The organism is Acinetobacter sp. YH12027 (assembly GCF_013420085.1).
GTDB lineage: Bacteria > Pseudomonadota > Gammaproteobacteria > Pseudomonadales > Moraxellaceae > Acinetobacter > Acinetobacter amyesii.
The window spans coordinates 15,467-34,211 of the sequence record NZ_VOYW01000023.1 but is presented as its reverse complement, the minus strand read 5'-3'; the positions used below and the strand labels follow the sequence as shown (position 1 = coordinate 34,211).

Below are 18,745 nucleotides of genomic sequence, written 5' to 3'. Positions count from 1 at the left end.
CCTATTATCATCACAGACACGTCACATATAAATATGTGGTGTTAGGTTAGCTGGCAACTTTCGCAGGCTCATTTATGGCAACAGGTTGTGCCAAACGACTGATGCGTGGGAAGCCAAAATGCATTCTTAAATTACGGATAATTTCGGCAATTTGTTTACGGTTGTGTACAACAATATTCACATAGGTTTTTTCTTCATGTGAGCGGACAGTCTCTACCCCCACCTTTTCTTTACGGCATAGATAGATCAGTTCTGAAATTTGCTCATCATTTAACAGCATGTTTAAGCATAAATAGGCTGTAAAACTAATGTCTTCACTGTCTTCTGTGGTCCAGTGTAAAGGCATGATATTTTCAGGATGTAAATGCTGTTCATGCAATAAGTTGTGACAACGTGAACGGTGCACAATCAAACCACGACGTGATAAATGACCTTGAATTGGATCACCTAAAACGGGGTTACAACAATGCGCATATTTGACGTCGACACCATCAGTACCCAAGATCAAGCGTGCAGAATTTGAAGTCTGAATGGTGTCTTGAGCATATAAATGATTGGCAACCAATTGAGGCAGTAAATCACCCACGGCGATCTGTTCAAATAATTGTTCTTTATCATTTAAATGACGCCAATTCAGCACATTTTCCCAATCCGCTAATGTTAAATCACTTACAGAACGGTTAAAGAGTTTTAATGCGCGATTTAAAGCTTGCTGACCAACTAAACGTTGTTCATCTTGGTCTTGGTCACGGAGGATATTTTGTAATGCGCGGCGGGCTTTTTGGGTGTTAATAAAGCTGAGCCAGTCAGGGTTTGGTGTTGCAAGAACATCAGTGATAATTTCAATCACTTGACCACTCAGTAATGGTGTTGAAAGGGGCTTGGTTTCCCCATCAATTTTCGCACCAACGGCATGGTTGCCCAAGAATAAGCTTGCTGAATAAGCGAAATCAACCGCTGTGGCACCCTGAGGGAGTTCATGCAAATGACCGTGTGGGGTATAAACCCAAATTTTTTCTTGATGTAGATAATCGAGTAATTCACTAAATGTAGTCTTTGCGCATTCGCCATCCACTAGCACATTTAAATTTTGCATGGAGGCTTGGATCGCTGAACGACAAGCTTGCGGCGCATTTTCACCGAGGACCACACCAAAGCGCGCTGCTTTACGCATCAGCTCTGTTTGGATGGTCAGAGACAAAATAGTTTTTTCACCTTTTAAGCGCATCATCAGTGACTGGTTGCCACCGGGTAACGGGCGGCGAATATGATCGGTGTAATTTAGAACTTTAAAGCTTTCTTTGAGGATATCAGCAAGTCGGTCACAGTCTGCAATGCTTTGTAAAATAATTTCAAAGGCATGACTATGGGTGAGCTCTTGCAGATCGATATCGTTTTTTACAAAGTGACGAAGTAATTCAATATTATTATTCTTCTTTTTAATTCGACCTGAAATATGGTGTTGTTCTAGTAAGGCGGTGAGGTTATTTTCCCACTTGGTTTGGTATTCGCAGCGTTTCGGTTTGGTTTGTAATAAAGCTTCTTGAACATTGTTATACATATCTAAATCTAGATTTTGATAACACAAATGTTCAAGGTTGTCGGCCATTTCATTCATACCGACAAGGCGTGCCATAGGCACAAAAATTTCAAAGGTTTCTTGGGCAATACGAGCACGCTTATCGGGGCGTAAAGCACCTAGTGTGGTCATATTGTGATAACGATCCGCCAGTTTAATAATAATGACACGTGGGTCTTGTAGGGTGGCTTGCAGAATTTTACGGAAAGATGCGGCTTTATTGTATTCTTTATCACTAGAGTGGCTGAGTTTAGTGACGCCGTCGACGAGTTCAGCAACGGTCAGACCAAATTTTTCAGTAATATCTTGTTTTGTAAATTCGGTATCTTCAATGACATCATGTAGTAAAGCGGCCATTAAAGTTTCCGCATCAAGACGCATATGCGCCAAAATACAGCTCACCGCAATTGGGTGAAGGATGTAGGGTTCGCCACTTTTACGTGTAATGCCATCATGGGCAATATCCGCATAGTCGCAAGCTTCAAGCACGCGTTCGACATCACTTACTGAAAGGTAAGCGTCGATTATCACATTTAACTGTTGCTTGGCTTGGCTGACCATTGGGCCTGGCATAGAACACCCTTTTACTACTGATTTACAAATGAAACGGTTAATACTTTAATGAAATGCATATTGCATGACTTGTCAATTTTTTAGTTTAAAAAAATGAAAATCTTTTTCGCTTGCTTTGCACTTCTTAAGCTTATGTTATAACTGTTCTGAGTAAAATATTAAAGAGAATCCATAAAAAAAGCCTAGTTAAAAACTAGGCTTTTAAGGTCAGGTTTATCTTATTGGAAAGAAAAACCGTCTAAGTTTAGGTTATTTGCAGAAAGTGCAAGGTCTAAACTTGAAGTTTGGTAGTCTTGTTCACGTTGTTTCAAAATGTCTTTAGAAACGTGACCCGCTGCGATTTCACGAAGAGCAACAACGGTTGGTTTGTCATTGTCCCACTCAACAGTAGGTTCGATACCTTGACGTGCCAATTGACGCGCGCGTTTGCTTGCCACTAGTACAAGCTCAAAGCGGTTGTCTACATGGTCTAAACAATCTTCAACGGTTACGCGTGCCATAAGAATTCTCGTTTGAATATAAATTTTTAACAGACTGTGCAGTATAAGGTGCTTTGTCTATAGACTCAAGTTTTAATCACTGTTCCGTAGGGGTGATTAATTTCTCAATCAGTTTTTCATGGCGCATAGCTTGTTGTTTTAAAACAAGACGATTGGCAATAATAACGGACTCTAAGTCATGCAGTGCTTTATTAAAGTCATCATTAATAATGATATAGTCAAAATTAACGTATTGCTGCATATCTTCTACGGCACAGCTAAGACGATGTTCAATTACTTCAACAGAGTCTGTACCACGATTGGATAAACGTTGACGTAAATCGAACTGACTCGGAGGAAGAATAAAAATTTGTCTAGATTCAGGAAAAAGTTTACGAACCTGTTCAGCACCTTGCCAGTCAATTTCAAGTAAAACATCATGACCTTTGGCCAACTGTTCTTTTACTGTGCGCTGTGCAGTACCGTAATAATTACCAAAAACTTCTGCATATTCAATGAAGCCGCCTTCATTTACCAAAGATAGAAAATCTTCTTTTTTTGCAAAATGGTAATGTACGCCGTCTAATTCGCCAGGACGCTGACCACGAGTGGTATGAGAAACAGAGACATGTAAATTGTTTACACGTTCAAGCAGGGCTTTAACGAGGGATGTTTTGCCTGTTCCCGAAGCAGCAGAAACGACAAACAAGAGACCCGACATGATATTTTTCCTGATATGATAAAATATCTTCTCTATTTTAGAGTAGACGCGCGCCAAACAAAATAGTCAGACGTCTATTGTTTACATTTATTTCAAGTGATACCCGTAAAATTGAGTGGGCATTGAGGATTCTATGGAAATTGTTTTAGCTAATCCACGCGGTTTCTGTGCAGGTGTTGATCGCGCCATCGCGATTGTGAACCGTGCATTGGAATGCTTTAACCCCCCAATATATGTGCGTCATGAGGTAGTACATAATAAATTTGTGGTGGACGACCTGCGTCAACGCGGTGCGATATTTGTGGATGAACTGGATGAAGTGCCTGATGACAATATCGTGATTTTCAGTGCGCATGGTGTATCTAAAGCGGTACAACAAGAAGCTGAACGCCGTGGGCTAAAAGTTTTTGATGCGACGTGCCCTTTGGTGACCAAGGTACATATAGAAGTGACCAAGTATGCACGTGAAGGTGTGGAAGCGATTTTGATTGGTCATGAAGGTCATCCAGAAGTTGAAGGGACAATGGGCCAATATGACACCAAAAATGGTGGTTCGATTTATTTGGTTGAAGATGAACAAGATGTTGCTGAACTAAAAGTGGTGCATCCTGAAAAAGTAGCGTTTGTAACTCAGACAACGCTTTCTATAGATGACACAGCAAAAGTTATTGATGCCCTACGTCAGAAGTTTCCAGAAATTCAGGGGCCGCGCAAAGATGATATTTGTTATGCCACTCAAAACCGCCAAGATGCCGTACGTGATCTTGCTGAGCAATGTGATGTTGTACTGGTTGTGGGTTCACCGAACTCTTCGAACTCGAACCGATTACGTGAATTGGCAGAACGGATGGGTAAGCATGCGTATTTGGTAGACAATGCAGATCAGTTGCAGCAAGAGTGGTTTAATGAACACACTAAAATTGGTGTAACTGCAGGGGCATCTGCACCTGAAATTTTAATTAAACAAGTCATTCAGCGACTACAAGATTGGGGGGCAAAAGCACCGCAAGAGCTTGATGGCTGCGAAGAAAATATTACATTTAGTTTGCCAAAAGAGTTACGTATTCCTGTAACTCAGGCATAAAGTGTTAATGACTTAACATTCTGAATTTTTTTAAGAATTGACAGATAATTGCTTTTTGGCAATCATCTGTTTTTTTATGCCTTTTATCCTTATTTGTGTTTGTTTTGTAATTTAATTAGATATTATTTTTAATAGGGTAAAGTTTGGCGCGTCTTGGGGGGAGTATGCAGAAAAATAATGGGTTTACGTTAATTGAGTTGATGGTGACGATTGCTGTGATGGCGATTATTGCGACTTTGGCTGCGCCTTCGTTTAACAATTTATTGATTAAAGAGAATCTAAAAACTACAGCTTTTAATATGCGAGATACTTTGAAAGAAGCCCGTAGTCGGGCATTACTGAACAGAGCCTCAACTGTTGTATGTACATCGTTGAGTAAATCTGCTTCTGCCGTTTCTCCGGATACATGTGGTGCAAATCTTGCGAATTATTCAACAACTATGTCATCTTCTTTAAAAAAAGATAGCGTTCTTATTGTGAATGTAGAAAAGAAAATTAATGTTAAAAGTACGTCGAATGATATTTTTGTATTTTCGGCTCGTGGAAACTTAACAGCTTCACAAACAATCACTTTTTGCTCTTCTGCCGGATCATATGTATTAACGGTTGGCATCCCCGGAACAGTTGAAATTACACAAGGAGGAGCCTGCTCATGATTGGTTTTTCTAGCCAAAAAGGTGTTGGGTTGATGGAGGTTTTGGTTGCGATGTTAATCCTTGCTATCGCAATCTTGGGCTATGCGGCGCTGCAAGTTAGAGCGACAGCAGCTACTGAAGAATCAATTAAAAGGGCAGATGCACTTATTTTGCTGAATGGGCTCGCAGAAAAAGTAAGGCTTAATCCGACAGGTAATTATAAGGCAGCTGTACCGAGTTCTTTGCCTAACTGTGATAGCGGTTGTAGTGCAGTGAATCAGGCGCTTTATGACTTAAAACAATACAGTGATGTAGCGGTATCAAAAGGGATGAAAATTGGCGTAATGAATTGTTTGAATACTTCGGCTAGTCAGGAGCGATTATGTTTAATTGCTGCTTGGGGGGAAACACAGCCAATTACTGATGCTAAAGCTACTCCAGATGCTCCCGCAGTTCAAAATGCATGTTTAAAAGTAGATGGTAAATATGCCGATGATTCTAGTTGCTTGGTGCTGGAGGCGTATTAATGAAAACATTTAAACAGGCTGGTTTCACGTTAATAGAATTAATGATTGCAATCACGTTGGGCCTGATATTGGTTGCTGTAGCAATTCAGATGCTTGTCAGTGGGCAGCAAAACTATCGGATTCAATCCTCTGCTGCGTCTTTGCAGGATAGCGGTTTATTTGGGATTAATTACGTCACGAAAAATATCCGCTTAGCAAACCATGGCAATGCCAGCATTATTAATGATGCATCATTGTATGGCGGTATTGTGTTAAGTAATCAAACAAGCAGTACTACCCCTCCTGCGGATGGTAATTTAAAAGGTTTGAAATTTGGAACTGCGTTGCTGACGGGTAATAACTTAGAATCAGCAAGTGTGAATAATGACAGTGCATTTAGTACTTTTCCAAAAAGTGATCAGCTGGTGATTATGTATCAAGCACCTATGGATACTTTTACATGTGATGGTAAAAAAGTACGAGGGCCAATAAAAACAAGTACAACTTATGCCAAAGGCTGGTATGTCATTGAGCGTTATTACATTAGTAAGGATAGTTCTAAAAGTGAAGCAAACTTGAATTGCTCCTCAAGTATGTTTCTTGCAGATGGAGAAACTGTTCCACAAACTTATGAGTCTCAAACTATTAATGCTGTAAATACACTGACAGCAAATTATGCAGCAAATGCTGGTGAAATTATTGCAAAAAATATTGAATACATGAGAGTGCAATTGGTTGTTCGCAATACCAATGGTACTACACGCACTTTAGGTGTGAATGAATATAATGCTATACCCCTGACGAGTACGGTTACTCACCGGCCAGCTGTGATTGGAGTGAATTTAGGCTGGCTTGTACGTTCCTCAGAAAAAGTCGCAATGGCTGAAAAAACAGAATTCAAAGTTTTAGATCAGACGATTACTGCGGCAAAAGATGGTTACCTGCGTCAGGTTTACACCACAACAATTGCGATCCGTAATGGTGGATTGGGGGATATCTAATGATAAATCATTCAAAACACCAACAGGGTGTAACCCTAATTACTGTATTGATTTTACTGATATTGATCACAGTTGTTGGCTTATACGCTATCCGCAACAGTATTTTTAGCCTAAAGCTAGCGACGAATGCTCAAGTCCAAACCTTATTAATGCAGACTTCCGACGTTGCATTGGATCATTTAGAAAAAAACTTTAATGCCAATGAAAGCACAAATTTAGCGGGTACGCCAATTGGGCAAGTTTTATTAGATGGCAACCAAGGTAAGGAGCTGCAGTTTTGTTTTAAACCAACAGAAATAGAAAGCAGTGCGGCTAAAAATAACATGTTCTTTAATCTTGGAGATTTCCGGATTATTGAGCGAGCTTCGGCGACTGCTGCTACAGGTGTAAGCGCTGCGCTTTCTGGAGATATTGATGCGGTTTGTAATCCAGAAAAAATGTTTTCTATCAGCCGTAAAGCAATTGTGACGCAGGTTTCTGTGGTGAATCCGGATGATCCTGCAGTGGAAATGCGCAAATTTGAATTAACCAATAAAAATACAGATTTGAAGGCGGATGTAGATACCAAACGTATCCGTGTAGTTGCAACCTCGTTTGCTCCTGCAATGGCGCCGTCTGTAACTTTATCGGATATGAATGCGTGTTTGAGCGGGCGTGTAATGGATGATCTGTTATTAAAAAATAGAGCTGATAGTACAAGTGGGCAAGTTAAAGTTGAAACTTTGCATGAGTGTCTGAATCAGCTGGGTGTGCCGCTAAATACGCAAGTTGCAGAATATGTAGTCCGCTTAACCGAAGCAAAAAATTAAGCACTGGAAGATTGGGAGAAGAGAAATGAGATTAAAACCCCTTGTAATAATGATGGCCTTGCTTCCAGTGATGGCAGTACCAACAAGTACAGCAGTCCTTGCAAGTGACTTGAGTCTGTATAGAGGAAATACGACTGGCAAGACTTCAATTTTACTCATGCTGGATACATCAGGAAGTATGGGGATTAGTTCTTTAGTGCTACCGAAAAATAATCAATATGGTAGTCCAGGAGATGTTGATAATTCACTTTGTACCCAAGTGGATGTAACGGAAACCGCAGACAGTGGAACGAGGACTATCAAACAATGGGCATATAACGCCATTGATAGGCGTGTAGGAAGTGATACCCTAAATAAAACTTCATTTAAAAAGCAAGTAACTATAAATGGAACAACTATTTCTTACTATTTACGTGGCTGCGGTAATCCAAGTATTGATTCTGCTGGAAAATTAATTGAGTCTTCTACAGGTAAATTTGATCGTTTATCTCGTTTAAAAGATGCTCTTATTCAATTGTTGGCTGATAATAGTATTCCTAATACTACTTATATGGGCTTAGGACATTTTTCTGCAAAAACACCTTTAACAGTAGGAACTACAACCAACAAATTAGTTGATGGTCACTCTGGAAGAATATTAGTTCCGAATGCGCAACTAAATGCCGCCCAAAGGGAGAAATTGATTTTACAGTTAGTGAGTCTTAAGTCGGTCGATACGACAACTAATGAAGATGGTACAGCAAACGCTAATTTAAAACTATCCAGTACAGCCTATCCAGATATTTTTAAAGCCTCCAGTGGTACGCCAACTGCTCATGCTTATGCTGAAGCTGCAGCTTACATGATGGGAACGACCACAGGACAGGATTCCAGCTTACCTTCAACAAGTACAATCTTGTATGATGGTTATTCTGTTATGCAAAAATCGGATGATGCAACTAAACAAGTTTATTATGTATGTGTTGCATTAGGTACTGAACGTCCAACGGCATTAGGCGCAACCGTGATGGCTTGTGATAATGAGTGGAACAAGAACGAGTCAGATTGGTACGATGCAACAAATAAGCGTATGGGCTCAACAATTAAAATTTATAAACCCAATGGTAGTGGAGGTTGGCTGCCAGTAACACCAATAGAGTTGAAAAATACACAAGGTGTGGGAGATATGAATTCTCTATGGGAAACTCATGCAAAATTACCTGTAGGTTGGCGCTATGGTGGCTGGATGAAACTTGCCCATGAACCGATGGATATTGAACCTATTGGTGGTAAGGTTTGGGGGAATAAGGGAGCAAATAATCTAGTTTCTTATCGTAGTAGTCCTTTCTCGATAAAAACTGGTACAACAACACAAACAGTAATTACCCAAGGGTTTCAAAATTGTCCATCAGGTTATTCTGTGATGAGTAACTGGATTGCATTATGTCAAAAATCAGGTACATGGACTAGGGATGCGACGAATGAGGAAAAAAAAGCTAAAGAATGTTTGAGTCCAGCAGATGGAAGTGCCAATCCATTACCTAATGCTAGAAACGAACAAGGTAACCCTCATACCGAGACTTACAATATGAGACAAACATCTTATGTTAGTTCAGGTAAAAACAATGAAAAAGATAGTGTATGTAAGCAAACTGTTTCTGCAGTAAATCGCCCATGGGGAGATATTACACAAACAGTTACTTCTTCAGGTCCTGTTGATAATAATTATGGTGGCTTTGCATATTCAGCATCCGATACTAAGAATGGTTCTATATATCAAGCTGGTGGTTCGACGAGTAGCTGTGATGGTAATGGCATTTACTTTTTAACAGATGGTTCACCAAACTCGACTAAAGATAGTATGGCGCAGACTATCATGAATACATCTTTAAATAACTCTGCTTCATTTGGTTTTACTGGGAAACCATCAGGAGCAGGTGTTTTAGTATCGCCAACTCTAAATTCTGGTTTATTTACGGGTGAGACTGGAGGGTGGGAGTATATTGGTGAATATGCTAAAAAAATTAGAAACAGAACGGATTCGTCGAATACACAAAAAAATCCTGCAGATATGAACATTAAAACAGCTGTGGTTGGTTTTGGTGCCTCATTTGCAGGTTTAACAAAAAACCCAGATGGAACATATAATTGTGCAAGTGCGCCAAATGATGATGCAAAAAATGCATGTTTATGGGGCAGTAAGGCATATGGAGACGGCGGATTTTATTATGCTGAAAATTCTGACGATATTAAAAATAGTATTATTAAATTTGTATCGGATGTAACAGTTGGTTTTACCCCTTCAAGCTTGGGCTCTATTTCTGTACCGCGCGATCCTTTAGATCAGACTAAGTCAATGACTGAAGGCTTTTTCCCAATGATTATGCCAATGGAAGATTCTACCTTTCGTACATGGGCTGGGAATTTAAAGAAATATAAAATTCTTGGCGGTACGCTGAAAGACAGCAGTAATAATGCAATTTATAAAGTTGAAAACAATCAGCAGGTTATTAACTCATCTGCAAAAGATTTATGGTCTACCGCGGCTTCTGGCTCTGACCATTCATTAATTAATAGTGGTGGTGCATGGAATAAAATTCCTGTTCCATCTACAGCTTTGGCTGAAGCAGACTCAATCAGCAATGTAGATAGTGAGCGTAAAGTCTACATCTTAGATGGCAGTTCTTTAAAGAAAGTGACTAAGACAAATCTGGCAACTAATACTACTGGTACAGATGCACTGAGCGGGACTTATACAATCAACCAGCGCCTAGCTTTATTGAATTACATGGGTTATCAAACTGCATTCCCTGCAGCTGCGACACAGACAACTTTAACTTCTACAGAGATTAATACACTTGCAGTTAATCCAGCTAGCCCATATAGATTCCTTGGTGGGGTGGTGCATTCAACGCCGCTCATGGTAACAAAAGAGTCAACAGTAACTTCTAGTAATGTTGCGGATACACGTAAAGAATATACAGTTTATGGGTCAATGGATGGCGGCTTGCATATTGTGGATGCTTCGACAGGTAAAGAGCAGTCGGTATTTGTTCCGCCAGAAATTATAACGAATCAATATGATACGTTGGCTGGTAAAGATTCAAAAGGGGTGGGTAGCCTGTCGGGTATAGCTTATGGTGTAGATGCACCATGGGTAGCGGACAATACATTTAAGGTGCAAATTACTAAGTCTGGTACAGTTTCAACCACAAAATATGTTGCCAATAAAATGAATATTTATGGCGGTTTACGTATGGGGGGAAGTGGGCTTTATGGATTGGATATACTTAATCCAGCAAGTCCGAAGCTATTATTCCAAATTAAACCGACATCAACAAATGAATTTCAGCGTATGGCTCAAATCTGGGCTAAACCGACTATTGCTGAAATTCGTGTCAAAGGCGAACGTAAAAAAGTCTTAATTTTTGGCGGCGGTTACGATGCTGATGTTTATGAAAAACCAGCGGCTACTTTTACAGAGCCGTCCTCAACTTATGGCAACGCTTTATATATAGTAGATGCTGCAAATGGTAACTTGATCTGGATGAGTAGCTCAAATGGCTCAGGAATTAGTGACAGTTATAAGAAAACGATTAATAGTGATATAAATTACAGTGTTGTAGGGCAGCCTGTGGTACGTGATTATGATGCCGATGGTCTTGCAGACATGATTTATTTTGCAGATTTAGGTGGACAGATTTTCCGTGTAGACTTGAATAACAATAATCAAATGTCTGCAACTGACAATACTAATATTGCGGTGCGTGTGCAAACCATAGCGAAGTTAAAAGATGGAACATTTGTACCGCGTTTCTATGACCGTTTATCTACGGCAGTTTTTGATGATGGGCAAAACCGCTTTGTACTTGTGACAGCAGGTTCAGGTAATCGCAGTTTTCCTTTGGAAGCGGAAGTCGGCGGAAAAAACAAAATCTACGGTTTAATTGACCGTGATGCAGCAGCCAATGGTTTGGAAAACTCGAGTTTTACATCTGCTGCGACTATTTTGCCAGCGAATTTGGCTAATTCAGGCATACTTGGCAAAACGGTTTCTAAGCAAATTTCTGCTGCTGATATCGCTAATATGAAATTAACAACTGGTAATACTATGCTTCGTGGTTGGAGTTTTGAACTACGTTCAGTTGATTCAGGAAATTATGCGCGTGCATTTGAAGATTCACAGCTTATTACTGGTGATTTATATGTCAGCCTGTATGATCCGAAAGCGACATTGACTGGAACTGTAAGTGGTTGTGGTGGTGGTGTGACAGGTATTTCTACGACTCACCGTATTTGCATGCCATATGGTGACTGTGCTGCATATGTTAAAACTAGCTATCAAGGTATTAATGGCCCTGCCTTTGGTGCTGTTTCCTCTACTGATCCAAGAACAACCATGTTGGTTGGACCTATTGCGGAGACACAAGAATCTTGTGTCGGAAATTGTAAGCCTGCAAATACAACTTTAACAGATCAAAATCTGTATAAATATAGCCAGGCACGTAAGATTAAGCCTGTCCGCTGGTTTGAGTGGTAAGGGAAGCATGTATGGATAAAATTAAAAATACTGCAGGCTTCACTTTGCTTGAATTGATGGTTGTTGTGGTGATAGTTGCAATTTTTGCAGCTATCGCTATACCCAGTTATCAAGCATATGTTGCTAGAGCGCATAAATCAAAAGCACAGTCAGAAATGCTCAAAATTGCTGAACGGTTGGAAAATTATAAAGGCAAGCAATTAAGTTATGCGGGTTATGTTCCAGATCATCAAACGGCTACGAAGGGTGAAATCAATATTCCATATGATTCAGGAACTGATTTTGATTATCAAATCAAATTAGTCGATATCAATGATTCGACCATTGCCTTGGAAGATTCTACTGTTGGGCAAGGGTGGAAAATGATTGCGGTTCCAAATCAATTAAAAGGAAATGCACTGAGGGCTTCTCAATATTTATTATTGGATTCGCGCGGCGTAAAATGCATGACTAAAGACGCTTTAACAGTTTCCAGCACCAGCTGCACAAATGGGGAAGATTGGAGATAGTATGAGAGGGTTTAAAGGATTCACTCTTTTAGAGTTGCTGATTATCGTTGTTATTATCGGAATATTAGCAGCAGTTGCATTGCCTTCATATCAAAGTTATGTGAAAAGAAAAAATCGTCTAGAGACTCAGAGTACAATGATGGAAATTGCACAAAGGTTGCAATCCTATAAGTTGACCAATGGAGATTATGGGGTAAGTAATTCTACGTCGAGTTATGCGACTAACCCATTAAAAAATCCAGCTATTTATGGGCAAACAGTATCACCAAGAAGTGGTCCTGCATTGTACAATTTAACGATAACAGCTTCTCCAAATGCATCTTGGACAATGACAGCAACACCTATATCAACAGGAATGCAGAAAAGTAACGGAGCTTTGACTTTGACACATTCCGGAACACAGTGTTGGTTCAAAAAAGATGATGCTACGGGCAATTGTTTAAGCTGGGCCGATAAATAAATTCAAAATTGTGGATAAACACTTTTTGATCTTTCATTCAGGGCAAATTTCACGTAAAATATTGCCCTCTATGAAAGGGATTTGAAATGTATCGATGGTCGGTACAGGGATAATCCGTAAAAACTATAAGGTTCTATCATGGTTGTTATTCGTCTTGCACGCGGTGGTGCTAAAAAACGTCCGTTCTATCAAATCATTGTGACTGATAGCCGTAATGCACGTGACGGTCGTTTCATCGAACGTATCGGTTTCTTCAACCCTACAGCTCAAGGTAAAGCAGAAAAACTTCGTTTAGATGCTGACCGTTTTGCTCACTGGGTTTCACAAGGTGCTCAACCTTCAGAACGTGTTGCTTCTTTAGCTGCTGAAGCTAAGAAAGCTGCAGCTACTGCTTAATTAGTAGTAGGTTACCCATGACACCAACACAGAATGTTCCCGAAGATCGTATTCAGATTGGACAGCTACGTTCAGCATATGGATTAAATGGGTGGCTCTGGGTCTATTCCAATACAGAACCTATGAGCAATATTTTTGACTACCTCCCTTGGTACATTGAGACCAAAGCAGGTTGGCAAACAGTAGATGTAAAACGTTGGAAACCACATGGCAAAGGCTTGGTTGTTTCGCTAAAAGGTGTGAGTGATCGTACCGCGGCAGATAACTTGGTTGGCGCAAATATCTGGATTTCTAAATCGCAACTGCCTCAAGCAGGCGTGGACGAGTACTACTGGTCAGATTTGAAGGGCTTAACAGTGTTAGGTCTTGGAGAAGACGAACAAGAAGTCAACCTCGGTCAAATCCACGAATTGTTTGAAACAGGTGCTAACGACGTGATGGTAGTTCGCGCTACTGCTGACAGTGTCGATAGCGAAGAGCGAATGATTCCATGGCATAAAGATGTAGTACAGCGTGTTGATCTCGAAGCTGGTCGTATCTACGTAAATTGGGGCGTAGATTATTAATCCTTTAAGGATTGACGCAGCAGGAAAATAGAGGAGTCTGCGATGTTTTTTGCAGTCATTACGCTTTTTCCTGAAATGTTTGAAGCGATTACAGCCTACGGTATTAGCGGGCGCGCAGCAAAACGTGACATTGTGCAAGTTCATTGTATCAATCCACGCGAATTTGCTGAGGGCAACTACAAAAGAGTGGATGAACGTCCATTTGGTGGTGGTCCAGGTATGGTGATGATGGCTGAGCCATTAGCGAAAGCAATTCATCGTGCCAAAGAGCTTGCCAAGCAAGCGGGTGCTGTTCATGTCCCTGTGGTGTATATGTCGCCGCAAGGAAAAACCTTAAATGAACCTGCGGTACAAGATTTCGTCAAATATGATGGATTAATTGTATTGTGTGGTCGTTATGAAGGAGTTGATGAGCGTTTGATCCAACAATATGTTGATCAGGAATGGTCAATAGGCGATTACGTTTTATCTGGTGGTGAACTCCCTGCGATGGTTTTATTGGATAGTGTGATTCGGAGACTTCCGGGTGCAATGTCTGATGAGCAATCACATGTGCAAGACTCATTTGTGGATGGTCTTTTAGATTGCCCACAATATACCAAGCCAGACCATTTTGAAGGTTTAGATGTTCCTGAAGTATTAAAATCGGGACATCATGCCAATATTGAGAAGTGGCGGTTTTTGCAGCGATATCAACGCACTTTAGAGCGCCGACCTGAGTTGGTTGAAAAAGTTGAATTGACCAAGCAGCAAAAGAAATGGCTGAAAGATTCCAAGGTTTAAATTTTTTAAATCTTATATTAGGCTCTTTGTGCATTGAAGCGGTCAAGCATAAAGGGAAAGTCAATCGGGTCTATGCGCTTTAGCCTCTAGCCCCAGCGATGATTAGACCTCTTCTAACTCGCATAATCGGAGATACCCCATGAGCGGTAAACATCCTTTAGTACAAGCTGTTGAAAATGCACAGTTGAAACAAGACATCCCTGCTTTTGCTCCTGGTGACACAGTAGTTGTTCAAGTAAAAGTAAAAGAAGGTGAGCGTGAACGTCTTCAGGCATTTGAAGGTGTTGTAATTGCTAAGAAAAATCGTGGTTTGAACTCTGCGTTCACAGTACGTAAAATTTCTAGCGGTTTCGGTGTTGAGCGTGTATTCCAAACTCACTCACCAATCGTTGCTGGTATCGAAGTGAAACGTCGAGGTGACGTTCGTCGTGCTAAACTTTACTACCTACGTGAATTGTCTGGTAAAGCTGCACGTATTCGTGAAAAATTACCAGCTCGTAAAGCAAAATAATTTGTTTTACAACGCTGTAAAAAATGCGCCTTTTGGCGCATTTTTTATGCGAGAAAGAAAATTATAAACCTTGAGATTTTAGCCGGTTTGCATGTTGACGATAGACATCGACAGGATCTGGTGCAAATAGCGCTTTGAGACCAAGCACTTGGTTGACTTCATCTAAATGGTTCCAGTTGTAGTTATCACGAATGGTTTTACCAAACTTGGCACTACAGCGTGATACGAGGCCATCATTGTCTTTTCCGCCATCGATCAGTAATGCGGTCACTTTTAGTGCTGAGTCTAAATCTAAAATATTGGTGATTTGGCCCACACCTGTAAATGAATAGTTATAAATGCCTTTTTCCACGCTATTACCATCAGCACAATTGGATTTAGGCAAGCCCAGAGGGAATGCGGTATTGTACTTTGCAGAACCCGCTAGCGTTAAACTTGAACCACCTGCCAATGCATCATGAGGATAAGTCGTTGGATCTAGACCTTGCGCCCAAACAATGGCTTTAGAGACAAAATTCACAGCTCCGACCAAGGGTGCTTCGACAGCGGTGCCTTCAGCTTTTAAAATTAAATCTGCAACAGGGGAGCCTTGATGAGGTCCTGCAACACTGGTTAATGAAGCCACGACATCTGGGCGCACACCGGCAACATAACGAATCGTTGGTCCACCATGACTATGTCCAATCAAATTCACTTTATCTGCACCGGTGAGTGCTCGGATTTCAAGGACCTGTTGTAAAAGTTGTTCGCCACGTACTTCGGTGGAGTTAAACGGCGATACGCGCGTTGCCCAGACATTTGCACCATTGCGGGCAAGATCAGGCAGGATTTGATACCAATAGTCGAGTCCAAAAGAGTCCGTACCAACGGTAATGAAACCACCCATACCATGGTTAAATACGATTGGATATTTGGTCTTTGCATAGCTAGAACTAGCTTTGGCGGTGACTTGGGTTGCTTGCGATGCAGATACATTACCGATGCATGTAGCTGCAATTAAACCTGCTAAAAATGGTCCGTATTTCATGAGCGATCCTCAATGTATTATTGTTTTATGACAATATTTATTGTCACTTCTAATAAAGCAATAAAGATCACCTGTTGCAAATTGAAAAAGATTAACTGTGACGCTAAATGTAACAAAATAAAAGAGCATGATTTATCAGATCGATTAAAGTAAATAAGAGGGCCGAAGCCCCCTTATTGCATTTAAATTTCAACGATAAGAATTAAAGTCCTTGCAGTTTTAAACGGTTTGCATGTTGACGGTACAGCGCCACAGGATCTTGTGCAAATAGCCCTGTTAAGCCAAACATCATATTGGCTAAATCGGTATGGTTAAGTTTGTAGCTATCGTTAATGACTTTACCGATATAAGCACTACAACGTGCAACCATACCGTCATTGTCTTTATTGCCATACGACAATGGCCCGAGTTGCATTAGGATCGTATCGATATCAAGTAGATTTGTGGTTTGCGCAACACCGGTCCATGAATAGTACTGAATGCCTTTGCTGTCGACTTGCTTTAAGTTTTTGCTGCAATTTTCTGAAGATGCCAAAACACCGTCAGCTACAGCAGATTTTGCAACTGTACTGTTAAATGCAGCAGAACCTGTTTGTGATAATGATTTCATAGAAGCATCGAAATTAATTTCAAGCTCAGGTTTTGCCTGACCTAAAGCAATCAGTGGGCCGACAATATAATCACCTAAAATATTGAAGGCAGTACGAGAAAGTGAGTTGCCTTGAATATCATCCGCTACTTTAGAGCCGTGATAGGTACCTGCAACACCTGTAATAGACGCAATGTACTGTGGTTTTGTTTGAGCGACATACAATACAGTTGGACCACCATGAGAGTGACCAATTAAGTTAAGTTTTGGTTTCCCTGTAATAGCCAAAACATCTTCAACTTGTGCAATTAACTGCTCGCCACGATGTGTTGTGGTATTTGCAGGAGATAATTGCGCTGCGAATACGGTTGAGCCATTTCGTGCCATATCTGGCAAGATTTGGTACCAATAATCCAGTCCGATGGTGTCGGTGCCGATACGTGACCAACCGAGCCAACCATGCACCATTAAAATTGGATATTTAGTTTTTGCGTAGTCCGATTTTGCCGTTTCCTTCACCTGGAGGACGCTAGGCGCAGCTTGAGTGCTTGCCGATATACTCATCGCTAAGCCTGCAACTGCAGCTACAGAAGCCATCTTGGCCGTGTTTACTAAAGATCGCATAAATGTTCCTTGATCTGATGTTGTTTTTATTACTTTTTAATCATGAAAATACTCTCTGTTTTTAAGCAACATCTTTGTGACTGGCCAGGCCATATCTTTGATTTTAGAGAGTTTGAATAGACAAAGATGCCTTGCCATTTTTTCATGCTCGGTTTGAAATTCCATGTCATTTTAGGACATGGGCGGCGTTGAGGTGACAAGTATATTTATATACATTCGTCTTTTATTTTTGCTATTTATTTTAGTTGTTATCATTTAAGAACTTATTGAATTAAATTGTTTAATGCGTACAAATAAAAAAATTGTAAACAAAAAAAGGACGTCCAAAGACGTCCTGTTCAGTGCTGAAAGGGAGCCAACTTTTGAAATTACAGTCCCTGTAATTTTAAACGATTGGCATGTTGGCGGTAGAGCGCAACTGGGTCAGGTGAAAATAGGCTGCGTAGACCAAAGACCATATTCACTTCATCTAAGTGGTTGTGATTGTAGTCATCACGGATTACTTGTCCGATGTGGGTGCTACAGCGTCCAACCAAACCGTCATTGTCACGATTTCCATAGGCCAAAGGGGCAAGCTGACTAATCACTGTATCTAGTACATCTAATACATTCGTGGTTTGTGCTGTACCTGTCCATGAGTAGTAATACACACCATTGTCGACTTTGGCACCCGACTGATTACAGTTCGCCGCTAGTGCTGCGGTTGGAAATTTTGCATTAAATTCAGCCGAACCTTTTTCACTGATTGCGGTAAGTGATGCATCAACACTGTTGGGTAGACTCGAGTTGCCTTCAGCCCAAGTAATAATCGGTGCTAAGAGTTGATCACCAAGTACCCCAAAGACTGAATTAATGGTTTTATTCGCTTGGATTTTATCTGCGACTAGAGAGCCACGATAAGTGCCTGCAACCCCAGTCACCGAAGCCACATATTCAGGTTTGATCGCTGCAATGTAGCGAGTTGTCGGTCCACCATGTGAATGACCAATGAGGTTCACTTTGGGTTGGCCGGTCAGAGCAAGAACTTCTTCGACTTGAGAGAGCAATTGCTCACCACGGACTTCTGTCGACTCTAGCGGAGAAACTTGGGCAGCAAAGGTATTGGCCCCATTACGAGCTAAATCTGGCAAAATTTGATAAAAATAATCCATGCCAAAGCTGTCAAAACCAATGCGAGTAAACCCGAACATACCATGGGTAAACACAATCGGATATTTGGTCTTGGCATAGTTTGCCGAGCTGTTGGCGGTGACATGTTGGAGTCCTGCCGCCGCTTGGGATTGTGTGCTGGCGATCACTGCTGATGCAGCGATGATTGCGCATAAAAGAGCTTGTGGTTTTTTCATCATTTCATCCTGAAATTGAGGTTGTTTT

General features: G+C 40.8%; 18 protein-coding genes. 12 read left to right on the top strand and 6 right to left on the bottom strand.

Annotation, left to right across the window (positions count from 1 at the left end):
- Nucleotides 1–46: 46 nt before the first annotated feature.
- From FTT94_RS09975 to gmk, 3 genes are all read right to left on the bottom strand, one after another.
- Entirely contained in the window at nt 47–2,152 is a 2,106-nt protein-coding gene (locus FTT94_RS09975; RefSeq protein ID WP_180133208.1) for a bifunctional (p)ppGpp synthetase/guanosine-3',5'-bis(diphosphate) 3'-pyrophosphohydrolase, read from the bottom strand.
- Nucleotides 2,153–2,370: 218 nt separating this feature from the next.
- Complete coding sequence (gene rpoZ / locus FTT94_RS09970; RefSeq protein WP_067762989.1) at nt 2,371–2,652, bottom strand: DNA-directed RNA polymerase subunit omega; 282 nt, start codon at nt 2,650–2,652, stop codon at nt 2,371–2,373.
- 76 nt (nt 2,653–2,728) lie between these two features.
- Complete coding sequence (gene gmk, locus FTT94_RS09965) at nt 2,729–3,352, bottom strand: guanylate kinase (RefSeq protein WP_078192517.1); 624 nt, start codon at nt 3,350–3,352, stop codon at nt 2,729–2,731.
- Between the two features lie 133 nt (nt 3,353–3,485).
- Here gmk and ispH point away from each other — a divergent pair, with 133 nt between their 5' ends.
- The 12 genes from ispH to rplS all read left to right on the top strand — a co-directional run bounded on the left by ispH (nt 3,486) and on the right by rplS (nt 15,131).
- The gene (gene ispH, locus FTT94_RS09960; RefSeq protein WP_180170709.1) at nt 3,486–4,436 is read left to right on the top strand and encodes a 4-hydroxy-3-methylbut-2-enyl diphosphate reductase; all 951 of its coding nucleotides are present in this window, start codon (nt 3,486–3,488) and stop codon (nt 4,434–4,436) included.
- 164 nt (nt 4,437–4,600) lie between these two features.
- A complete protein-coding gene (locus FTT94_RS09955; RefSeq protein WP_180170708.1) occupies nt 4,601–5,092 on the top strand; it encodes a Tfp pilus assembly protein FimT/FimU in 492 nt (163 codons plus the stop codon).
- Nucleotides 5,089–5,598, top strand: coding sequence for a type IV pilus modification protein PilV (pilV, locus tag FTT94_RS09950; RefSeq protein WP_180170707.1), 510 nt, complete (start codon nt 5,089–5,091; stop codon nt 5,596–5,598). The genes FTT94_RS09955 and pilV overlap by 4 nt, the downstream gene beginning before the upstream one ends.
- Nucleotides 5,598–6,578: a PilW family protein gene (locus FTT94_RS09945; RefSeq protein WP_180170706.1), complete on the top strand. Its 981-nt coding sequence runs from the start codon at nt 5,598–5,600 to the stop codon at nt 6,576–6,578. Before pilV ends, FTT94_RS09945 begins: the two co-directional genes overlap by 1 nt.
- Nucleotides 6,578–7,387, top strand: a complete 810-nt coding sequence (locus FTT94_RS09940; protein ID WP_180170705.1) for a hypothetical protein — start codon at nt 6,578–6,580, stop codon at nt 7,385–7,387. Before FTT94_RS09945 ends, FTT94_RS09940 begins: the two co-directional genes overlap by 1 nt.
- A 25-nt stretch (nt 7,388–7,412) precedes the next feature.
- The gene (locus tag FTT94_RS09935; protein ID WP_257231373.1) at nt 7,413–11,906 is read left to right on the top strand and encodes a pilus assembly protein; all 4,494 of its coding nucleotides are present in this window, start codon (nt 7,413–7,415) and stop codon (nt 11,904–11,906) included.
- A gap of 11 nt (nt 11,907–11,917) precedes the next feature.
- On the top strand, nt 11,918–12,415 hold the full coding sequence (locus tag FTT94_RS09930) for a type IV pilin protein (protein ID WP_104852628.1): 498 nt from the start codon (nt 11,918–11,920) through the stop codon (nt 12,413–12,415).
- Between the two features lies 1 nt (nt 12,416).
- Nucleotides 12,417–12,875 (top strand): type IV pilin protein, encoded by a 459-nt coding sequence (locus FTT94_RS09925; protein ID WP_104852627.1) that lies wholly within the window; start codon nt 12,417–12,419, stop codon nt 12,873–12,875.
- Nucleotides 12,876–13,013: 138 nt separating this feature from the next.
- Nucleotides 13,014–13,271, top strand: a complete 258-nt coding sequence (gene rpsP / locus FTT94_RS09920) for a 30S ribosomal protein S16 (protein WP_078189354.1) — start codon at nt 13,014–13,016, stop codon at nt 13,269–13,271.
- 17 nt (nt 13,272–13,288) lie between these two features.
- A complete protein-coding gene (rimM, locus tag FTT94_RS09915; RefSeq protein WP_078189353.1) occupies nt 13,289–13,837 on the top strand; it encodes a ribosome maturation factor RimM in 549 nt (182 codons plus the stop codon).
- 42 nt (nt 13,838–13,879) lie between these two features.
- Complete coding sequence (gene trmD, locus FTT94_RS09910) at nt 13,880–14,620, top strand: tRNA (guanosine(37)-N1)-methyltransferase TrmD (RefSeq protein ID WP_180004770.1); 741 nt, start codon at nt 13,880–13,882, stop codon at nt 14,618–14,620.
- Between the two features lie 139 nt (nt 14,621–14,759).
- Complete coding sequence (gene rplS, locus FTT94_RS09905; protein WP_078189351.1) at nt 14,760–15,131, top strand: 50S ribosomal protein L19; 372 nt, start codon at nt 14,760–14,762, stop codon at nt 15,129–15,131.
- 61 nt (nt 15,132–15,192) lie between these two features.
- On the opposite strand, the gene FTT94_RS09900 is transcribed toward rplS, so the two are convergent.
- The 3 genes from FTT94_RS09900 to FTT94_RS09890 all read right to left on the bottom strand — a co-directional run bounded on the left by FTT94_RS09900 (nt 15,193) and on the right by FTT94_RS09890 (nt 18,720).
- The gene (locus FTT94_RS09900) at nt 15,193–16,158 is read right to left on the bottom strand and encodes a triacylglycerol lipase (protein WP_180077096.1); all 966 of its coding nucleotides are present in this window, start codon (nt 16,156–16,158) and stop codon (nt 15,193–15,195) included.
- A gap of 202 nt (nt 16,159–16,360) precedes the next feature.
- The gene (locus FTT94_RS09895) at nt 16,361–17,371 is read right to left on the bottom strand and encodes a triacylglycerol lipase (protein WP_180170704.1); all 1,011 of its coding nucleotides are present in this window, start codon (nt 17,369–17,371) and stop codon (nt 16,361–16,363) included.
- 368 nt (nt 17,372–17,739) lie between these two features.
- The gene (locus tag FTT94_RS09890; RefSeq protein ID WP_373686027.1) at nt 17,740–18,720 is read right to left on the bottom strand and encodes a lipase family alpha/beta hydrolase; all 981 of its coding nucleotides are present in this window, start codon (nt 18,718–18,720) and stop codon (nt 17,740–17,742) included.
- Between the last annotated feature and the right edge of the window lie 25 nt (nt 18,721–18,745).

Bases quoted from the DNA above. Each gene is read 5' to 3' on its own strand.
- trmD (WP_180004770.1), top strand. From the start codon at position 13,880: ATGTTTTTTGCAGTCATTACGCTTTTTCCTGAAATGTTTGAAGCGATT.
- ispH (WP_180170709.1), top strand. From the start codon at position 3,486: ATGGAAATTGTTTTAGCTAATCCACGCGGTTTCTGTGCAGGTGTTGAT.
- FTT94_RS09925 (WP_104852627.1), top strand. From the start codon at position 12,417: ATGAGAGGGTTTAAAGGATTCACTCTTTTAGAGTTGCTGATTATCGTT.
- rimM (WP_078189353.1), top strand. From the start codon at position 13,289: ATGACACCAACACAGAATGTTCCCGAAGATCGTATTCAGATTGGACAG.
- FTT94_RS09975 (WP_180133208.1), bottom strand. From the start codon at position 2,152: ATGCCAGGCCCAATGGTCAGCCAAGCCAAGCAACAGTTAAATGTGATA.
- FTT94_RS09890 (WP_373686027.1), bottom strand. From the start codon at position 18,720: ATGATGAAAAAACCACAAGCTCTTTTATGCGCAATCATCGCTGCATCA.
- FTT94_RS09895 (WP_180170704.1), bottom strand. From the start codon at position 17,371: ATGCGATCTTTAGTAAACACGGCCAAGATGGCTTCTGTAGCTGCAGTT.
- rplS (WP_078189351.1), top strand. From the start codon at position 14,760: ATGAGCGGTAAACATCCTTTAGTACAAGCTGTTGAAAATGCACAGTTG.
- FTT94_RS09955 (WP_180170708.1), top strand. From the start codon at position 4,601: ATGCAGAAAAATAATGGGTTTACGTTAATTGAGTTGATGGTGACGATT.
- FTT94_RS09940 (WP_180170705.1), top strand. From the start codon at position 6,578: ATGATAAATCATTCAAAACACCAACAGGGTGTAACCCTAATTACTGTA.
- rpoZ (WP_067762989.1), bottom strand. From the start codon at position 2,652: ATGGCACGCGTAACCGTTGAAGATTGTTTAGACCATGTAGACAACCGC.
- FTT94_RS09935 (WP_257231373.1), top strand. From the start codon at position 7,413: ATGAGATTAAAACCCCTTGTAATAATGATGGCCTTGCTTCCAGTGATG.
- rpsP (WP_078189354.1), top strand. From the start codon at position 13,014: ATGGTTGTTATTCGTCTTGCACGCGGTGGTGCTAAAAAACGTCCGTTC.
- gmk (WP_078192517.1), bottom strand. From the start codon at position 3,352: ATGTCGGGTCTCTTGTTTGTCGTTTCTGCTGCTTCGGGAACAGGCAAA.
- FTT94_RS09945 (WP_180170706.1), top strand. From the start codon at position 5,598: ATGAAAACATTTAAACAGGCTGGTTTCACGTTAATAGAATTAATGATT.
- FTT94_RS09930 (WP_104852628.1), top strand. From the start codon at position 11,918: ATGGATAAAATTAAAAATACTGCAGGCTTCACTTTGCTTGAATTGATG.
- pilV (WP_180170707.1), top strand. From the start codon at position 5,089: ATGATTGGTTTTTCTAGCCAAAAAGGTGTTGGGTTGATGGAGGTTTTG.
- FTT94_RS09900 (WP_180077096.1), bottom strand. From the start codon at position 16,158: ATGAAATACGGACCATTTTTAGCAGGTTTAATTGCAGCTACATGCATC.